Annotated in this window: 16 protein-coding genes and 1 pseudogene; 9 read left to right on the top strand and 8 right to left on the bottom strand. The window is 59.2% G+C overall.

Annotated elements, in window-relative coordinates; translation table 11 throughout:
* Positions 1-29 precede the first annotated feature (29 nt).
* The 5 genes from PQR02_RS33440 to PQR02_RS33420 all read left to right on the top strand — a co-directional run bounded on the left by PQR02_RS33440 (position 30) and on the right by PQR02_RS33420 (position 3,703).
* The gene (locus tag PQR02_RS33440; RefSeq protein WP_408241887.1) at positions 30-428 is read left to right on the top strand and encodes a (R)-mandelonitrile lyase; all 399 of its coding nucleotides are present in this window, start codon (positions 30-32) and stop codon (positions 426-428) included.
* A gap of 91 nt (positions 429-519) precedes the next feature.
* Positions 520-1,218, top strand: a complete 699-nt coding sequence (locus PQR02_RS33435) for a carboxymuconolactone decarboxylase family protein (protein ID WP_408241873.1) — start codon at positions 520-522, stop codon at positions 1,216-1,218.
* Positions 1,219-1,225: 7 nt separating this feature from the next.
* Entirely contained in the window at positions 1,226-1,582 is a 357-nt protein-coding gene (locus PQR02_RS33430; protein ID WP_408241871.1) for a cyclophilin-like fold protein, read from the top strand.
* 46 nt (positions 1,583-1,628) lie between these two features.
* Positions 1,629-2,396: a glucose 1-dehydrogenase gene (locus PQR02_RS33425; protein ID WP_408241869.1), complete on the top strand. Its 768-nt coding sequence runs from the start codon at positions 1,629-1,631 to the stop codon at positions 2,394-2,396.
* A 104-nt stretch (positions 2,397-2,500) separates the two neighbouring features.
* The gene (locus tag PQR02_RS33420; RefSeq protein WP_408241867.1) at positions 2,501-3,703 is read left to right on the top strand and encodes an MFS transporter; all 1,203 of its coding nucleotides are present in this window, start codon (positions 2,501-2,503) and stop codon (positions 3,701-3,703) included.
* A gap of 135 nt (positions 3,704-3,838) precedes the next feature.
* Here the strand turns inward: PQR02_RS33420 and PQR02_RS33415 are convergent, their stop codons facing one another.
* The 6 genes from PQR02_RS33415 to PQR02_RS33390 all read right to left on the bottom strand — a co-directional run bounded on the left by PQR02_RS33415 (position 3,839) and on the right by PQR02_RS33390 (position 13,070).
* Positions 3,839-5,164 (bottom strand): MFS transporter, encoded by a 1,326-nt coding sequence (locus tag PQR02_RS33415; protein WP_408241865.1) that lies wholly within the window; start codon positions 5,162-5,164, stop codon positions 3,839-3,841.
* 503 nt (positions 5,165-5,667) lie between these two features.
* On the bottom strand, positions 5,668-6,909 hold the full coding sequence (locus tag PQR02_RS33410) for an ABC transporter permease (protein ID WP_408241863.1): 1,242 nt from the start codon (positions 6,907-6,909) through the stop codon (positions 5,668-5,670).
* 11 nt (positions 6,910-6,920) lie between these two features.
* Entirely contained in the window at positions 6,921-8,459 is a 1,539-nt protein-coding gene (locus tag PQR02_RS33405) for a sugar ABC transporter ATP-binding protein (RefSeq protein ID WP_408241861.1), read from the bottom strand.
* A gap of 36 nt (positions 8,460-8,495) precedes the next feature.
* Positions 8,496-9,464 carry a sugar ABC transporter substrate-binding protein gene (locus tag PQR02_RS33400; RefSeq protein ID WP_408241859.1) on the bottom strand — a complete coding sequence of 323 codons (969 nt, stop codon included), beginning with the start codon at positions 9,462-9,464 and terminating at the stop codon, positions 8,496-8,498.
* Between the two features lie 359 nt (positions 9,465-9,823).
* Entirely contained in the window at positions 9,824-11,302 is a 1,479-nt protein-coding gene (locus PQR02_RS33395) for an NAD-dependent succinate-semialdehyde dehydrogenase (protein WP_408241857.1), read from the bottom strand.
* Between the two features lie 130 nt (positions 11,303-11,432).
* Positions 11,433-13,070 (bottom strand): GMC family oxidoreductase, encoded by a 1,638-nt coding sequence (locus tag PQR02_RS33390; RefSeq protein ID WP_408241855.1) that lies wholly within the window; start codon positions 13,068-13,070, stop codon positions 11,433-11,435.
* 349 nt (positions 13,071-13,419) lie between these two features.
* Between PQR02_RS33390 and PQR02_RS33385 the strand changes: the two genes are divergently transcribed.
* From PQR02_RS33385 to PQR02_RS33370, 4 genes are all read left to right on the top strand, one after another.
* Entirely contained in the window at positions 13,420-13,725 is a 306-nt protein-coding gene (locus PQR02_RS33385; RefSeq protein WP_408241853.1) for a putative quinol monooxygenase, read from the top strand.
* 268 nt (positions 13,726-13,993) lie between these two features.
* Positions 13,994-14,824: an SMP-30/gluconolactonase/LRE family protein gene (locus tag PQR02_RS33380; RefSeq protein ID WP_408241850.1), complete on the top strand. Its 831-nt coding sequence runs from the start codon at positions 13,994-13,996 to the stop codon at positions 14,822-14,824.
* A 193-nt stretch (positions 14,825-15,017) separates the two neighbouring features.
* Positions 15,018-15,794, top strand: coding sequence for an SDR family oxidoreductase (locus tag PQR02_RS33375; RefSeq protein ID WP_408241847.1), 777 nt, complete (start codon positions 15,018-15,020; stop codon positions 15,792-15,794).
* A 339-nt stretch (positions 15,795-16,133) separates the two neighbouring features.
* Positions 16,134-17,186: an NAD(P)-dependent alcohol dehydrogenase gene (locus tag PQR02_RS33370; RefSeq protein ID WP_408241844.1), complete on the top strand. Its 1,053-nt coding sequence runs from the start codon at positions 16,134-16,136 to the stop codon at positions 17,184-17,186.
* 290 nt (positions 17,187-17,476) lie between these two features.
* On the opposite strand, the gene PQR02_RS33365 is transcribed toward PQR02_RS33370, so the two are convergent.
* The gene (locus tag PQR02_RS33365) at positions 17,477-17,695 is read right to left on the bottom strand and encodes a hypothetical protein (protein WP_408241841.1); all 219 of its coding nucleotides are present in this window, start codon (positions 17,693-17,695) and stop codon (positions 17,477-17,479) included.
* Between the two features lie 42 nt (positions 17,696-17,737).
* A pseudogene (locus tag PQR02_RS33360) lies at positions 17,738-17,965 on the bottom strand (transposase domain-containing protein); the annotation flags it as partial.
* Between the last annotated feature and the right edge of the window lie 25 nt (positions 17,966-17,990).

Raw genomic sequence — 17,990 nt, 5'->3', positions numbered from 1 at the left:
CACCCGTCGCCGCTGCCGAGATCCAAGGTATAAGACTCACGCACAGCGGGTCGCAGCCTTCCGTGCAGGGCGGAACGCAGCGTTTTACCGGCCAGGTTCGCATCGATCCGCTCTTTCAACCGGAGCCGCCTTCACGCCTGTCCGGCGGCATGGTCACCTTCGAGCCGGGCGCCCGTACGGCCTGGCACACGCATCCTCTCGGTCAGACGCTGATCATCACGTCCGGACGCGGCTGGGTTCAACAATCGGGCCACGAGCGGCAGCAGATCGTCGCCGGCGACGTCGTGTCGGTCCCCGCTGGCGTCAAACACTGGCACGGCGCGACGTCCACGACCGGTATGACTCATATCGCGCTTCAGGAGGCGCTTGATGGCAAAAACGTCAACTGGCTCGAACAGGTCACCGATGAGCAATACAGCAAGCCGTAACAACAGAGTCCTCCACCTGTCGCAGCACATTGCAGCGGCAGGTCTCGCGATCCTCGCGTCCGGCTGCGCACATACGCAAAGGACTGAAACCATGCAACCGCCATCCCTCGCCGACCTGAAGTCGGTTTCGCCAGCCTTCGAGCGCTATACGACGCAGACTGTGCTCGACGGTCTGTGGAGGCGGCCGCAACTCTCGCCGCGCGACCGAAGCGTCGTGACGCTTTCGGTGCTGATCGCTCGCGGCCAGACCGTCGAGATGCCCTTTCATTTCAGGCTTGCGCTCGACAACGGCGTGAAGCCTGCTGAGATTTCGGAGATGATCGCTCACCTGGCCTTCTACTCGGGGTGGCCCAATGCAACTGCCGCTTCGGGCGTCGCCAAGCATATTTTCGATGAGCGCGGCATTGGCCCCAATCAGATTCCTCCTGCCGATGTGACGCTGCTGCCTCTGAACGAGGCAGCCGAAAATCAACGCGCGCAGGTGGTCGGAGAAAGCTTCGGGGCGGTCGCGCCTGGCGTGGTCGAGTACACGACTGATGCGCTGTTCCGAGACCTATGGCTTCGTCCGGGGCTCGCGCCGCGAGACCGCAGCCTGGTGACGGTCAGCGCGCTCGTCGCAAACGGTCAGGTCGCACAGATCCCCTATCACTTGAACCGCGCGATGGACAATGGGTTGAGCCAAAAGGAAGCGTCCGAAGTGCTGACGCAATTGGCTTTCTACGCCGGATGGCCGAACGTCTTCTTGGCGATGTCGGTGTTCAAGGACGTGTTTTCAAAGCGTCCCGCGTGAGGCAGCCATGCAGCTTGTGATCGACATCGAAGGCTTCGGCGCGGTCAGCGCTGAACTGGACGACACCTCAGCGGCGCGCGATTTCGCGTCCTTGCTTCCGCTTTCCCTGACGTTGCAGGACTATGCCGCGACGGAAAAGGTCAGCGATTTGCCGAGACGCCTTTCGACTGATGACGCACCGGCGGGATGCAGCGCGGAAGCCGGCGACCTGACCTACTATGCGCCTTGGGGAAATCTGGCGATTTTTCATAAGCAGTTCCAATATGCCGACGGTCTTGTGAAGCTCGGCCGGATAGCGCCGGAGGGCGTCGATGCACTGAGAACGTCGGGCCCGCTGAAGGCGACCATTCGCAAGGATCACTGACGGATGGTTCATGACGTCCTGAACTTCACATGGAAGGGAGCAAACCATGAATGTCATCTACGACTTCAAGGGAAAAGTTGCGTTCGTGACGGGAGCTGCAATGGGCATGGGGCTGGCCACAGCCCGTGCATTTGCGCAAAGCGGCGCGTCAGTCGTGTTAGCGGACCGCGACGGCGATCTCGCGAGACAGCAGGCGGCAAAGATCGTTAGCGAAGGCGGCACTGCCATCGGCGTCGACTGCGACGTGACTAACGAGGACCAGGTGGCCGCCGCGGTTGACCGAACAGTGGCCGAATTCGGCGCTCTGGATATGGCCTTCAATAACGCAGGCATCCAGGTGCCGCCAAGCGATGCTGCCGACGAGCCAGCGGATAGCTTCCATCGTGTCACTGCGGTCAATCAGTTCGGGGTATGGGTTTGCATGAAGCACGAGTTGCGCATCATGCGCGCGCAAGGCTCGGGTGCAATCGTGAACTGCTCGTCCCTCGGTGGATTGGTCGGCTTGCCTGGGCGTGCGTCTTATCACGGTACCAAGCATGCAGTTCTAGGCATGACCAAAAGCGCTGGCGTAGAGTACGCGCCCCGTGGCGTCCGGATTAACGCGGTGTGCCCTGGCACGATTGATACCCCAATGGTGCAGGACATGCTAAAGGGGCAGTCGGAGGTCATGGCCGACATCATGAAAGAGCAGTCTATCGGGCGACTCGGTCGGCCTGAGGAAGTTGCTGCCGCAGTACTGTGGCTGTGCAGTCCGGGGGCGAGCTTTGTGATCGGCGTTGGCCTGCCCGTCGATGGTGGCTTCACCGCCCATTGACAACGCGTGCGGGTCGCGGTCGAAACGGCTATCGTCGGATTAGCGAGGCAAATTCTCAAACGCTTTACAAGAAATCCCGGATACATAACGTAGAGGTGCATTGTATGGTTGAGCCACCTTTAACGGACACTGCCGGGCAGTGCGTTGTTACAACGCTGGTGCCGGTGATGACCGCAGTGCTCGCCGGCTTCCTCATCATCGGCGTAGCGCTCCCGGTACTGCCCTTACACGTGAACAACGATCTGGGGTTCGGTCCATTCGTTGTTGGCCTCGTCGCTGGTGCGCAGTTCGCGGCGTCGCTGTTCTCGCGCGTCGGGGCGGGATCCTATTCCGACAGACGTGGCGCGAAACGCGGCGTGCTCGTCGGCCTCATCGCGGCAGCTGCGGCCGGGTTGCTGTATGTTCTGTCGCTCGTCTTCGTGAAGATGCCCGAGCTCTCCGTTTCAATCCTGCTTGTCGGCCGTGCGGTGCTCGGCGGGGCGGAAAGCTTCATCATTACCGGGGGCGTCGCTTGGGGGCTCGGTCTCGTCCACAGCAAACATGCCGGAAAAGTCATCGCGTGGGTGGGAACAGCCATGTTCGCAGCAATGGCGCTGGGCGGTCCCATTGGAACCGTTCTCTATACGTCGTACGGCTTTCTAGCAATCGCCCTCGTGACCGCTCTACTGCCGTTGATGGTGCTAACTTGTCTGGTCAGGCCCCCCGCAGTCGAGTCGCACCCCCACGGGGAACATGCCTCCTTCAATACGATCGTTAAGGTGGTCTGGCTGCCTGGACTCGGCGCGGCGCTCGCCAGTATCGGTTACTGCGCAATTTTGGCGTTTAGTTCGCTGTTCTTTACGGTTATGCACTGGCAGCCTGTGTGGATGGCCTTCACGGCCTTTGGCGTCGCACTGATCGCGGCGCGCGCGATAGCAGGCCATCTTCCCGACCGGTTCGGGGGAGCGAGAGTCGCTTTCGTTTTCGTCATCGTCGAAGCCGTAGGCCTGCTGCTCATTTGGCTGGCCAGGACGAGCCTGGTCGCATCTGTTGGGGCGGCCGTTGCCGGTTTCGGTTATTCACTCGTTTATCCGGGGCTCGGTGTCGAGGCAGTCAGTGGAGTACCGCCCAAGAATCGTGGAATGGCGATGGGCCTTTACACCGCCTTTCTGGACGTGGCGATGGCGATAGGGAGCCCGGCCCTTGGTTGGGTCGGCGGGCACGCAGGACTCCGTGCGGTCTTCGTGGTCAGCGCGGTGATCGTTGCCTGCACCGCTGGCGTGGCCATTCAGCTGCTTCGTAAGCGTAAGGATCGCGTAGCCGCGTAATTGCAGAACACGGCCCGTTAGTGCTCCGGCGGCCCCGTTCAGCTCAGCAGCTCAGCCGCCGATAGACGTGGACACTCAGGAACCGTGACAGGCCGGTGCCCGTTTCATTCCGCGCGAAGCGGGCACCGGGCGAAATTATCTCGCTTCATGTACGGCGCCAGTAGCGCGATCATCGGACGCCGGACTGGTGGCGGTACGCAGACTCACGCCTTTTGTCTCGGGCACGAACTGAGTCAGGATCAGACAGGCAACCGCGACTACTGCAACGTAGTAAGCGGGCGCAAGCGGCGATCCAAACGCCCGGACCAGAAGTGTGCCGATCAAGGGTGTCGTCCCTCCGAACACGGCCACGGTGACTTGATACGAAATCGCGTGTCCCGTCGCACGGAATGACGTCGGGAAAAACTCGGGCGCGGCGACGAAGCATGCACCACCATACAGTCCGACTCCCACAACCAGCAGGAGCTGACCGATCAACGCGCCCGCAATCGTGCCCGTTGCCGCCAGATAAATACCGGGATAGGCAGCGAAAGCCAACCATGCAGCCCCGAAAGTGAGTATGGGCTTACGACCGAAGCGGTCGCTCAACATTCCTCCGAGCGGAATCATGAACGACAGCACAACGACGGCGGCGGCGTTCGTGAAAAGCGCCGATGTCGGATCGAGCTTCGCCACACGAACGAGAAACGTGTACATAAACCCCAGTACCAGATACGAGCCCACAGTCTGAATAGGCTGAATCATCGCTACGTTGAGCATGCCCTTCAGACCTCCTTCCCGGATCGCGGTAAGAAGAGGATTCTTCGGACGTGTCTTGCGTGTCGCTTGCTTGAATTCATCGGGCTCGTCGAGATTGCGCCGCAGCCAGAAGCCCACGATGCCGATAAGTCCACCGGCAAGAAAGGGGACGCGCCAAACCCACTCGGCGTATGAAGTCGCGCCTGCCGCAAGTTGGAGGCCGATCAGGAGTATTGCCACGAAAGCATTGGGCAGATGCGAAAATATCAGAGTCAAACCGATCCAACCGCCTCTACGGTCCGCCGGCGCGGATTCGAGGATGAAACTGGTGGTGCCCGTCGTCTCGCCACCGAGCGCAAGGCCTTGCGCGATCCGGCATATGACAAGAAGGATGGGGGCTGCAATTCCAATACCGGCATAAGTAGGCAGGAGGCCAATTACGGCAGTGCCAAGCGCCATGAGCCAGACAGTGGTCGCCATGACCTGCACGCGCCCGACCTTGTCCGCGATCACGCCAAACATCAATCCCCCCAGAGGCCGGGCGAAGAACGCTACCGCGTAGACGGCGAAGGTACTCAGAAGCGCTGCGGTACGGTCGTTGCCGGGGAAGAAATGGACCGCTAAGATCGGAACGGAGAATCCGAAAACTGCGAAGTCGTAGATTTCGCCAAAATTGCCGATCGAACCGGCCGAAAGCGTTCGAATGGTACTTTGCTTGGCCACGTCAATCCTCCACACAAGCTTCATATTTGATGCAACAGGCAACATGCGTTGGCGGACAGAGCGAGAACCCGCCGCCGGTACGGTCGAGCAATCCACTCGAACTGCCACGAACGCGTGCTACACGCGGGCGCTCCGCTAGATCAGTCGGCTGAGACGAAGGATGTCAGGCAGCCCGAAATCACTCACGCTGGGCTGACTGTGGCCACGAGAAAGCGCTACCTTCACTGCGATTTCGTAAGCCACGTATCGCTCACGTAACAACGCGCTGAGTCCCTGCGAAATGATCTCCCTCTCAGCTGGCGTGAGAACACCGGGCGCGCTGAGATCAAGACATGCCATGAACGTCTCCTGAACTGGGCTCGATCCAAGATGGATCCGATCGCGTTGATACGCATCGATGCGGGTTGGCCCTGCATAGTCCCGGGCCTACCAGCGGAGGACCCGGCGCGCCATTTGTCGACCTTTACGGCCAAACACAAGCGCATCGTCCCATCGGGTAGAGGCTAGCGCTTACGGCGGCGTGACCCGCCGACCGTATAGATAGCAGCCGCCGTCACAACAACCGTTCCTTCGATGACGCCCTGATAGTTCGCACCCAGGTTGAGGATGTTGAACCCGTTCGTCAGGGTGAACAGGAGCAGCGCGCCTGCAAGGGTTTTGATAACCGAACCCGCGCCGCCAAACAGAGAAGTCCCGCCGAGGATCGCCGAGGCAATAACAGTCAGCTCTGCACCTTGCATCGCAGTTGGGTTGACCGCTCCCAGGCGGCTGCCGAACAACACGCCGCCGAAACCCGCCGCCGCACTGCACAGGATGAAGCCAGCCATCTTGTAGCGCTTGACATTGATCCCGGACAAGCGCGCCGCCTCCGGATTGCCGCCCACCGCATAGACTCGCCGGCCGATGCTCGTCGTGCTCAGGACAAACCAGACAATCGCCGTGAAAATCGCCATATATACGACGGGTTTTGGCATCGCAAGTGACAGTCCGCCGGCCCAGACGAGAGCAAGGCAGCATATTCCGCCAGCGATCATGCCAAAGGATGTCGCAGGGATATTGCGTGCGTCGCGACGTGCTCGCAGCAGGAACCAACAACCCGCCAACAACAGCGCAGCACCAATGAGGATGAGGGGAATGGCGACGGGCAGGCGGCCTGATTCGAACGTCCGCATAGCCTGCAACGCCTGGGGCGTATCGACCGACAAAGACCGGCCATCGGTGTAGATTTGAACCACACCGCGGATGGCGGTCAACGTCCCCAACGTAACAATAAACGCATTGATTCCCAGGTATTGGACGATCGCACCGTTCAACAGGCCCGCCAGAATCGAGACGAGCATCGCAATGAGCGCCGCCGGCCAGAACCCGAGGGTGTCGGACAGACCCACGAGCACGGCTGCCGAAAGCGCCGCCACCGACGCAACCGAAAGGTCGAAATTGCCAGTAATCAGAATCACCGTCATGGCGACCGCGATGATGGCCACCAGTGACGACTGATAGAGGACGTTGGAGATGTTCACCACGCTCAGGTAACTGGGCCTGCCGGTATAGGCGGTGACGCCAGAGATAGTCAGTACCAGCAGGATTAGCGCATAGTAAACGCCCATCTCGCGAAGACTGAGCAATCGTCGCCAATCGGTCATTTGTCCTTGCGCCATTTGAGAAGCGCCGTCCGTCGGCCCGCCTGGGGATTCATTGCCGCCACCAGACGGTGCGGAATGGGTCGAAGTCGTCAGGTTCATCATTACTCTCTCTTTCAAGATTGCGCGCCTGCGCGTTGCTCGCTAGGCGGGTTCGCACTCTTGCCGCCCGCCAACAACATCAGTTCATGCTCGGACGTCTCGTGGCCAGCGCGCTCAGCAATACAACGCCCGTCGCGCATAACGAGGATCCGGCTGCTCACTGCCAGGAGCTCCTCGAATTCGGACGAAACCATGATTACCGCTTTGCCCGCTGCAGCCAGCTCGCGAACGAGCAGCAGAACGTCCGTCTTCGCTCCGATGTCGATGCCTGCGGTCGGCTCGTCCAGCAAGAACACCTTCACATCGCTGAATAGCCACTTGGCAATCGTTACTTTCTGCGCATTGCCTCCGCTGAGCTCCGTCACGAGGATGTCCGGCGAACTCGCCTTGATCGACAGGCGACGGATCGCCTCCGCGCCGCGCTTGCGCTCTCGCGCCGGATCCGGCAACCAGCGTCCTCGTGAAACGCCGCTGAGTGCGGGGAGCGTTGTGTTGCGCCAGATCTCGAACCCAGGGACGAGACCTTGTTCCATACGGTCCTCTGGAACCAATCCGAGCCCGGCCCTCACTGCTGCAGCCGTCGATTTGCCAATCGATCGACCCTCGACCAGCACATCGCCCGTGGCATCGGGGTCCGCACCAAAAATCGCATGTAGAAGCTCACTACGACCGGAGCCAAGCAGCCCCGCGATCCCCACGACCTCCCCCGCACGCACTTTCAACGAGATGGTTTCGAGATTATCGGGAGACGCGACGTCTTTGAGCTCAAGCAACACAGGCGCGCTCAGATCGACTGGCTGCATGGCCGCCCGCTCCAGTGCAACGATCTGCCGTCCAACGATAGCTTCTGCAAGACGCGACTCGTCAAGCTCAGAGGTTTCCGCATCGACGACTGCCTGCCCATCACGAAGTATGGTGACCCGGTCTGTGAGCGCCATGACCTCGTCGAGAAAATGCGACACGAACAGAATCGCTTTGTCTTCGACGCGGGACAGATGCCGCACGATCCGGTAGACAACCTCCCGCTCACTTGCTGCGAGGGACGCCGTCGGCTCGTCCATCACGATCAGGTCGGCGCCCGTTCCAAGCGCCTGCAGAATCGCGACCATCTGGCGTTGTCCGATGGACAGGTCGCTCACGAGCCCGTCCGGATGAAGCCAATACCCGACCCGCCGACAGAGATCAGAAAAACGCTTGCCAATGACCGTGCTACGGCGCCACCGGCTTTCCTCTCCCAGGAATACATTCTCGAGCACCGAAAGCGTCGGCACGAGGGGAATGTGCTGATGAATCGTAGCAATCCCCATGTCGTTCGCGGCTTTTGGACTCGAGTATTCAACTGGCGTCCCCTTCCAGACGATTAGTCCGCCCGTAGCGGGAAACGAGCCCGACAGGATCTTGATTAGCGTCGATTTGCCGGCGCCGTTTGCGCCGAGCAACCCGTGAACCGTTCCGCGCGAGACGTTGAGGTTGACTCCGCGCATCGCGGTCAGACCATTCGGGAATGTCTTCGTCACGCCCTGCAGTTGCAGAAGCGGGATTTCGTTTTCCATTTGGCTGCCTCCTACAACTTCAATTGACATCCTTGCTTACCACTCGGGCACGCATTGGGACAGGCTGGCCTTCGTGACTTGGGGGGTGTCAACATCGACAAACTGTGCTTTCGGCGCGCCGGGGTTAGTCACCGCCGCATACAAGGCCTTGAACGCGAGCGCGCCCATTTTTCCAGGCTGGATGCAAACAGTGCCATCGACATCGCCAGCCTTGATGGCGTTTATGCCGAGCCGCGATCCGCCTCGACTGACGAGTTTTGCGTGGGAACCCGCCGCACGTACAGCTCGAGCGCAGCCAATGACCATGTCGTCGGCCTGGTTGAAGAAAAGGTCAACGTCGGGGTGTGCAGACAGCATGTTCTGGCACACAGACTCCCCTTTCTCAGGAGTCCAGTCGGTGGGCTGCGAGGCGACGATCTGATACTTGATGCCGGCCTTGTCGAGTCCTTCCTTGAAGCCTTTTGTCACCTGCCATACCGTCGGGTAGCCAGGCGCTCCCTCGACGATCGCGATATTCGCTGTCCGCCCCTTCGGAAGCAAGGTTGCGGCAATCTGTGCCGCATCGTATCCGGCGTGCACCTCATCGCTTGCGACCAATGCACTTAATTTCGGATAGACGTCTTTGATTGGATGCTTTTGCGGATCACCGACTTGCGTCGCGACCGCCACGAACGGGATGTTGTGGGATGCGGCACGGTCAACCCAGGATTGAGCTACCACCGCGTCGATTGGAAGAACCGCGATCCCGTCGACCTTTTGAGCGATGAGGTCGTCAACCGCATTTCCCTGCCTTTCGACGCTTGTCTTCGCGTCGAGGACAATCGTTTTGACGCCCGCCGCCTTCGCTGCCGCCTCAAATCCTCTCGCTGCTGCGACATTGAAGGGATACTGCATGCCCGCAGCGACGTAGCCCAGCGTGATGTCCTTGGCCATGGCGGCGTCTGTCACGAGCGCCAAAACGCCGGTTACGCCGATCAGTGCCACTTTCCTGATGTACTTTTTCATTACTGTCTCCATATTTAGTTGGTTTGCTAACCGCAGATCTGTCCAGGCTTGCCTGTACGAATCACGCGATCGTCTCTCTGTGTACCCCACTGTTGTCTCGAACCGACCGCTCAAAAACGATGATCAAGATGCCCGGGCAGCTATCACGATTGGGGATGCAACCTGATACGTTTTCTTTTGTTATGCTTGATGTGTCTATTTCGATGAAATTGCCCTTTGGCATCTGAGGGTTCGTTACAGCAGCGTAGAATGCCTCGAACGCTTGCGGACCCATCTTCACGGGCTCGACATAGACCGTGCCGTCAACGTCACCCCGTTTTGATCACGTTGATTCCAGGCCGCGACACTTCGGTGCTTTCTCAGATGCGTACAGTCTTTTGCAACACTGTCTTGGTGACCATGTATGCATCCAGCGTTGACGGGCCTCCCTCCCGTCCGATTCCGCTGTCCTTGACACCGCCAAAAGGCGTATCTGCGTCCGGCGTGCCGAAGTGATTGATGGACAAGACGCCACATTCGAGCTCACGACTGATCTGTTCGGCATCCTGAAGAGCGTTGGTGAATGCGTAGGCTGCCAGGCCGACCGAAAGGCTGTTTGCAAGCGCAATAGCCTCGCCCAGCTCGTCTACACGCACGCAGGCTGCGAGAGGACCGAAAGGCTCGATCGTCATAGCATCTGCGTCGATGGGTACGTCAGCCAGTACCGTCGGTTCGAAGAAATAGCCTCGATCTCCGATGCGGGCGCCCCCCGCGGCAACTCGGGCGCCGCGCTGTTTAGCGTCTGCTACAAGTCCCTGCATTGCGGAAAGTCGGCGCGCACTTGCCACTGGACCCATTTGCGCGGTCTTGCTGAACCCGTCGCCAACTCGCACCTCCCGCACCGCACCCGCGAAAGCGGCCACGAAATCGTCGTACACGCTGCTATGAACGATAAATCGGGAAGGAGATGCACAGATCTGCCCGCTGGCGTTCGTCTTGCCTCGCGCTGCCAGTCGTCCGACGGCAGCACCATCCACACCTTCGCATACGAGTACCGGAGCATGCCCGCCCAACTCCATCAGCACAGGCTTCATCGCCGCAGCCGCCAACTGCGTCAGATGCTTCCCAACCCCAACCGAGCCCGTGAACGTCACCAGTCGAATTACTGGAGATGCAATGAGCGTCGACGAAATTTCCGCGGGGTTGCCAAATACAAGATTCAATACGCCGGCAGGAAGACCTGCGTCCTCAAAGGCTTTTACGAGGAGGCACGCGGTGGCAGGCGTTTCCTCCGCTGCCTTCAGGATGACGGAGCACCCGGCCGAGAGCGCCGCACTGACCTTGCGCGCTGCAGAACTGATAGGCACGTTCCAGGGCGTGAATGCTGCCACCGGGCCAATCGGCTGTCGCAGAATGAACTTCTGCATCTGCGATTCACCGGGAACGATCAACCCGTAGTCACGCAGTGACTGCGCGGCGTTCCACTCAAAAAAGTTCATCGAGCGGTCGGCCTCCGCATACGCGTCGGAATACAGCTTGCCGTTTTCGAGTGTGATCGTCGTGGCGATGAGCCCCAGTCGCTCGCGCATCAGCGCGGTGGCTTTCTGAATTACCTTGACGCGTTGCTGAGGCGGCGTGTCGCGCCACGCCAGAAAACCCCGCGCCGCAGCGTCCAAGGCACGCGCGAGGTCCTCGCCGGTCGCCTTTGGGACCTTACCCAATACTTCTTCGGTAGCCGGGTTTCTCACTTCGACTGCCGTTTCGCGGTCGAAGATCCATTCGCCGTCGATATAAAGCCCGACGCGAGGGTATTGCGCTTCTACCTTGTTTTCAGCGCTCTGATGACTTGCAGTTGACATCGATGACATCCCTGTTCGCTTACGTTGACCATGCGCACCGCGAGCATGCTCGCGGTCGCTGTGTTGTCTATCTATCGTCAGCCGGCAGGCTCATTGAGTTGCCGACAAAAGCGCTCTCGTTCATGGCATTTCAGGCAGGCACTGCCGCCTCACGGGTGACGCGACGAGGGACCGCGTCCTTCAAAATCATATCCGCGGCCTTGGCGCCAATCATGATCGTCGGAGCATTCGTGTTGCCGGACGTGAGATGGGGCATGATTGAAGCGTCAGCCACCCTCAAACGTTCGACACCTCGCACGCGCAAACGCTCATCCACTACCGCTAGCCCATCGCGTCCCATCTTGCACGTGCCGGCCTGGTGGTGCGCTGAATTGCCAGTCATTTCCATCCAGTTGAGAATCTGCTGGTCCGTCTTCACCGCGGGGCCGGGAATCTGCTCTTCGATGACGCGCGACGCAATCGGCTCGGTCGACATGATTTGCCGGATAAGCTTCACGCCCGCGATCATGGCCCGATTGTCATCGTCGTTAGTCAGGAAGTTCGGTTTGAATACGGCCGGTTCAGCCGGATTCGCCGACCGTAACGTCACGGTGCCCGTAGCACGCGGACGCAAGAGGTAAACCGAGACGCCCATGCCAGGCTCGCGTTCGACTTCACACTCTCCGCCCGGGAAGTAGGTGAAGGTCATCGGCCTGAAACTGATTTGCAGATCTGCGTAGGGCTCTTCTGGACGGCTTTTCACAAAGGCCCCCACCTGCGACGAGCCGAGCGCCAGGTAACCGTTGCGCGTCAGCAGGTAACGCGCGCCTTCCAGGTACTTCCGGATGCCGCTCAACTCCAGGTTGTAAGAACTATCTGGAGTCGAGCGATAACCTCCGTGAACGTAGAAATGATCTTGCAGATTGAGTCCGACACCGGGGCTCTGCACAAGAGTTCTGATGCCGTGCCGTTGCAGTTCCTGGCCCGGTCCAATGCCTGACAGCATTAGGACTTGAGGAGAATTGAGCGATCCGGCCGACAATATGACTTCTCTCGCCGCATCAAAAATTCGACGCTCTCCGTTCAGAAGGACTTCTACTCCCGTTGCGACATTATCGCTCAGCACAATGCGCTGCACTGCGGCACCAGTCAGCACGGTCAGGTTCGGCCGATGACGAACTGGCTCGATGAATGCGGTGTAGGCGGAGCAACGGCGGCCACCACGAATGGTGTGCTGCATGAAGCCGACACCGTCATGTAAGGCGCCGTTGATATCTTCCGTTCGTGGAATGCCTAGACGCTCCGTAGCTTCGATGAAATCATGGGAGCTTCGCATTTTCACGACAGGATCGCTTACCCACAACGGACCACCAGCGCCACGATATTCATCGGCCCCGCGCTCATTGTGCTCCATCTTCTTGAAGTACGGCAGCAGGTCCTCGTAGCCCCAGCCAGGATTTCCCTCGTCTCGCCAGCTATCGAAATCATTGCGGTGGCCGCGGATGAAAATCATTCCGTTGATGGAACTCGAGCCGCCTAGCGTCTTGCCCTGAGGCCAGTACATCTTGCGATTGCGAAGTGCCGGCATCGGGTCGGTAAAGTAATTCCAATTCAGCTCTTTGTGAAAGTACAGCTTCGCCATACCGGCAGGCGTATTCACCCAGAATTTGTCAGCGGGAGGCCCTGCTTCCAGCAGCAACACGTTGTTACCAGGGTCGTTACTGAGGCCGCGAGCGAGCGCGCAGCCGGCCGATCCGGCGCCGATGATGATGTAATCGTATATGTCCATGCTGATTGGCTGCTGATCCAGGAAGTCGGTGTCTCCGTTTGTTGAAGGTTATTTCGGAGGTGTCGGTTAGGCTAGTCGCTTTTTCTGGCCGTGAGGGTAAGCACCGCTAAACCTGAGATCGGATTTCCCGTTGACCGCCTGTAGGGGCCCGATTGAGCGTCCTCTGCCCGCGACAGAGGCTACGCAGGCGATCGCCGATAAGTCTCACATCAGGGTAAAACCCGACTCAGAAGGGCGGCTTTTTGCCCGCCATTCCGCGCCTTCCGGGATAGGTCTTCTGACGAGCGCTTTCTTTATGAAATGCTTGCGTATATCCTCACCTCTCATTCCCATTTCATAGGAGTACAACATGTCCGAGGTGTCCGCAATTGCTATCTCCGTCGCCAAACCCGGGTTTGAGGAGAGACTGGCCGATGCACTCGACGCGTTGCTTGCACCTACTCACAGGGAGAAGGGAATGCTTGAATACGAGATGTATCGCGATATGCGGGAGCCCCGCTGCTTCATCTTCATCGAGCGGTGGGAAAACGAAGAGGCTTTCAACGCGCACTGCAACGCCCCTCATATCAACGCTTACCTTAAGAAGACAGGCGGTTGGGTCGAGAGCAACAAGATTCATGTCTTAAGAAAAGGAAAGGGGCATCGCGCGGGCTAGCGGGACCGGGGAGATACCTGCGCAGCTCGCGCCGGTAGTGCAGTGCCAACGATGGCGACCGCGGGCTTCCCTGTACCGGTGTCCTGATTGCAGCCTCTATGCTCAAACCGTATCGTGAGATTGTCGGGGCATCCCGCCGTGCAATCCGTTGTCAGCCTAACTTACCGTCGAAGCAATAAAAACGAACTAGACCTAACGACGGTGCGGGCAATAAGCTAGTTGGGAAGGAGACACTTCACAGCGTCATTTCCACTACAAGAGAATATTCATGAAAGAGCATCGGGCGACGCTCGTCGCTGACGGCTTCGTTTTCTTGGAGGCGCCCAGGTGGTACGACAATCGCCTTTGGGTCTCGGATGTCTTCGATTTCAAGCTATATACCGTGTTCGAAGACGGCACTCGTAGCGTGGTGTGCAACGTGCCAGGCCGGCCAGCCGGAATCGGGTTTTTGCCGGATAAAACCCCCATCGTGGTGTCCTGCGCCGATAAAAAACTGATGAAGGTGTCGGAGGGCGTTTTGTCTGTGTACGCGGACCTGACGGATCTCGCGCGTGGCGACCTCAACGATCTGGTTGTAGACGACATGGGTCGAGCTTACGTGGGCAACTTCGGGTATGACCTCTTCGGCGGAGCGCCGGTAGAAGCGACTGAGATGCACGTCGTTGAGCCCGACGGCTCTATTCGGGTGGCCGCCACCGGACTTGAATTCCCCAACGGAGCGGTCATCAAGGATGACGGACGTACGCTGGTCGTGGCCGAAACATGGAGCGGGAAGCTCACCGCCTATGACCGGGCTGTAAATGGGGATTTATCTCATCGCCGCCTTTTCGCGGATCTGGGCGGCAGGCACCCTGATGGAATCTGCGTCGATAAGCATGGAGCCATCTGGGCCGGTTGCTATAACACGGGTGAATTCCTCCGTGTAATCGAGGGCGGCGAAGTTACAGACCGCGTCAAATTCGAAGGCAACGCCGTCTCATGCGCGATGGGTGGACGAAACGGAACCACGCTGTATTGCTGTGTTTATCTGGGAACGGATGAACAACTGCAAGCGCGGCAGCCACACAGTGCTATTTACAAGGCCGAACTAGCCGCCTGAGGTACGGCGTACAAGGCGCCATAGTGCGCAGAGCTGTTCGTTCAATGTCTGGACTGATGCGAAACTTCGGACCCGCGTTGCGCACCGGTCTCACCTTTTTCGAACCGTCGGAATAACTACAGCCGGCTCCCCCATATGTCTGGCGAAATATCGCTCGCCTTCAGAGCGAGTAACTTAACGGAGATAGGAAGCAATGACGACTCATCGCAAGTGGAATTATGAAGGCAAGGTGGCATTCGTTACCGGCGCAGCAAACGGAATCGGGCAGGCAACAGCGCTAGCTTTCGCGCAGGAGGGCGCTGACGTTGTTGTTGTGGACCTCTCGGAAGAAGGTGCCAAGGCGACTGCACAGATGATCGAACAGGAAGGCGTGCGAGCGCTTGCTGTGAAATGCGACGTTTCGAAACCGGAAGACGTTCAGGCGGCTCTTGCCGCGACCATCGATAGATTCGGTCGACTCGACTTCGCTTTCAACAACGCAGGCATCGAGCAACCGCTCGCCTATACCGCAGATATTAGCGACGAGGGCTTCGAGCGCATTGTGCGCGTCAATCTCGGCGGCGTCTTCTACTGCATGAAGTATCAGATTCCAATCATGCTCAAGAACGGTGGCGGATCGATCGTGAACACGTCTTCAGGCGCGGGCGTTGTTGGAATCCGTGGTCAGGGCGCCTACTGTGCCACCAAGCACGGGGTAATTGGCTTGACAAAGTCCGCCGCTCTCGAGTACGGGAAGGACGGTGTCCGGATCAACGCTGTGTGTCCGGGCATTATCGACACACCGATGATTGGTCGCTTCACTCAGGGTACCGAAGAGAATCGGCAGCGGATGATTGCGCAAGAGCCGATTGGTCGCCTCGGTCGGCCCGAGGAGATTGCCAACACGGTTCTCTGGCTGTGCTCCGACGTAGCCGGATTTGCAATTGGCCACGCTTTAGTCATTGACGGTGGACAGACAGCAGGCCTGTAAATATCACACGGCCGCGCACCCGCCCGCACAACGATACATGGACGGCCGTCGAGGCGTGCACCATGCCTCGCTCGGCATGCGCGGCCACCGACGTCACCAGGCAACCAGGCGGGCTGAGTCCGCCGCCGCGACTCGTGAGCACAGTTCATAGCGCCATGCGTCTGTGCGGCTTAATTCCTCGTCGATCTTTCCATACAATCGACTATTCCGCCGTCCGGACAGTCCAGCAGGTGTCCACGAACGGTGTCAGGCTCTCAAAGCGCAAGACCCCCATATCCGCAAGCATGCCAACTGCTGCCGGATGCTACTTTCTCTCACTTATCCCAAAGAGGTTCCACGATGAAGACGCGAGGCTTTGCCGTTCAAACCCCGACCTCACCGCTTCAACCGTATGACTTCGAGCGGCGCGAGCTGCGACTCAACGATGTTGCAATCGAGATCCAGTACTGTGGAGTCTGTCACTCCGACCTGCATCAGGCTCGTAACGACTGGGGCTGGTCCAACTATCCGCTGGTGCCGGGTCATGAGATTGTGGGCCGCGTCATTGATGTGGCACCACACGCGAAGCGCTATAAGGTCGGTGATCACGTCGCCGTCGGCTGTATGGTGGACAGCTGCATGACATGTGACCAATGCCGCAAGGGCCTGGAGCAGCTGTGCCGCGAAGGAAACACGCAAACTTACTGTGGATTCGATCGGGTCACGAATGAGCCGACGAAGGGAGGCTATTCGAAACATATCGTGGTCCGCGAGGACTTCGTGCTTCGCGTGCCCGACAGTCTTGTCCTGTCCCGTGTGGCCCCGCTGCTCTGCGCGGGCATCACGACCTACTCTCCCTTGCGCACATGGGCGGTCGGTCCCGGCAGCCGGGTCGGCGTCATCGGTCTGGGCGGCCTTGGGCATATGGCAGTGAAGCTCGCGTCGGCTCTCGGTGCGACCGTGACCGTGGTGAGCCGCACGCCTGACAAGGCGGCTGATGCGAGAGAACTCGGTGCCGACGCACTTCTGCTCTCCACCGACAACGCAGCGATGGAGAAGGCCGCATCCAGTTTCGACCTCATCATAGACACCATTCCGGTCCGTCATGACCTGAATCCTTACCTGCCGCTGCTCGACGTCGACGGCACTATCGTTCTCGTCGGTCAGGTAGGCCCGCTTGCTGAACCAAGCACGGTTCCGCTCATTGTCGGTCGTCGACGCATCGCGGGCTCGCCGATTGGCGGCATCATGGAAACTCAGGAAATGCTCGACTTCTGCGGGCGCAAGAACATCCTGCCGGACTGCGAATTGATTCATATGGATCAGATCAACGAAGCGTGGGAACGGATGGAGCGGGCCGACGTGCGCTACCGCTTCGTGATTGACATGGCTTCCCTCTCAGTGCCGGCGTAAGCAGCAGGTCTGGCTAGAGCCCTTCTAGCAGGGCGTTCTTCCGTCCGCCATTTTGTGTAAGCCATACAGGGCCGGGCTTTACCCGAATCGTTCCCGGAGGCGCCTGGTAGGTTGCTGGCTTGCTGCCAAAACGCCTCGTCGAAATCTGCGCAACTATCGGCTCAAGGTCGATGAAGGCTCTTTGATGAAACGCTTCGCCTCGGGGGCCGCAAGGCGTTATTCCGTCCGAGAAGACGGACCTCACGGCACTTGATGCGGCAGAGGACCTCGCCGTATGGCTCGGGCACAACTCATATTTCGTGCAACTGGCTGGCAAGCGAATTCTCATTGATCCCGTGTTCAGCACCAATGCGGCGCCCATCCCCGAGGCGAATGAAGCATTCGCTGGAACCAGCGTCTACACCGCTGGGTAAGCGACTCGGCTGGGCCAGTTCCTCATTCGCGCGCGCGTGAGGCATGATGGTGCTGTCGTGGTGGAATTCGTATAGATCACGGGGGATCGTGTCCACGATCGCCGATCATGGACACGATCCACGCAAATCTATCCAGATCTACCCGGTTAAGGGTGTAGGCGGAGTGGCCGGCTTCAGTTTGTCGGCCACATTCCAGGGCAGCAATTCGTCGATGCGTGAGATCTTGTGATCAGCGATATGGGTCAGGACGTATTCCAGATAGGCGCGCGGGTTGATCCCGTTGAGCTTTGCCGACCCGATCAAGCTATACATCGCGGCGGCTCGCTCGCCCCCGCTGTCGGAGCCGACGAACAGATAGTTTTTGCGTCAATGCACATAACGACATTGGAGG

The organism is Paraburkholderia sediminicola (assembly GCF_046026895.1).
GTDB classification, from domain to species: Bacteria; Pseudomonadota; Gammaproteobacteria; order Burkholderiales; family Burkholderiaceae; genus Paraburkholderia; species Paraburkholderia sediminicola_C.
This window is presented reverse-complemented; position numbering and strand designations above follow the sequence as displayed.

Excerpts from the sequence above, each read along its gene's own strand:
- PQR02_RS33435 (WP_408241873.1), top strand. The coding sequence starts at position 520 with ATGCAACCGCCATCCCTCGCCGACCTGAAGTCGGTTTCGCCAGCCTTC.
- PQR02_RS33430 (WP_408241871.1), top strand. The coding sequence starts at position 1,226 with ATGCAGCTTGTGATCGACATCGAAGGCTTCGGCGCGGTCAGCGCTGAA.
- PQR02_RS33425 (WP_408241869.1), top strand. The coding sequence starts at position 1,629 with ATGAATGTCATCTACGACTTCAAGGGAAAAGTTGCGTTCGTGACGGGA.
- PQR02_RS33420 (WP_408241867.1), top strand. The coding sequence starts at position 2,501 with ATGGTTGAGCCACCTTTAACGGACACTGCCGGGCAGTGCGTTGTTACA.
- PQR02_RS33410 (WP_408241863.1), bottom strand. The coding sequence starts at position 6,909 with ATGATGAACCTGACGACTTCGACCCATTCCGCACCGTCTGGTGGCGGC.
- PQR02_RS33405 (WP_408241861.1), bottom strand. The coding sequence starts at position 8,459 with ATGGAAAACGAAATCCCGCTTCTGCAACTGCAGGGCGTGACGAAGACA.
- PQR02_RS33400 (WP_408241859.1), bottom strand. The coding sequence starts at position 9,464 with ATGAAAAAGTACATCAGGAAAGTGGCACTGATCGGCGTAACCGGCGTT.
- PQR02_RS33395 (WP_408241857.1), bottom strand. The coding sequence starts at position 11,302 with ATGTCAACTGCAAGTCATCAGAGCGCTGAAAACAAGGTAGAAGCGCAA.
- PQR02_RS33390 (WP_408241855.1), bottom strand. The coding sequence starts at position 13,070 with ATGGACATATACGATTACATCATCATCGGCGCCGGATCGGCCGGCTGC.
- PQR02_RS33385 (WP_408241853.1), top strand. The coding sequence starts at position 13,420 with ATGTCCGAGGTGTCCGCAATTGCTATCTCCGTCGCCAAACCCGGGTTT.
- PQR02_RS33380 (WP_408241850.1), top strand. The coding sequence starts at position 13,994 with ATGAAAGAGCATCGGGCGACGCTCGTCGCTGACGGCTTCGTTTTCTTG.
- PQR02_RS33375 (WP_408241847.1), top strand. The coding sequence starts at position 15,018 with ATGACGACTCATCGCAAGTGGAATTATGAAGGCAAGGTGGCATTCGTT.
- PQR02_RS33370 (WP_408241844.1), top strand. The coding sequence starts at position 16,134 with ATGAAGACGCGAGGCTTTGCCGTTCAAACCCCGACCTCACCGCTTCAA.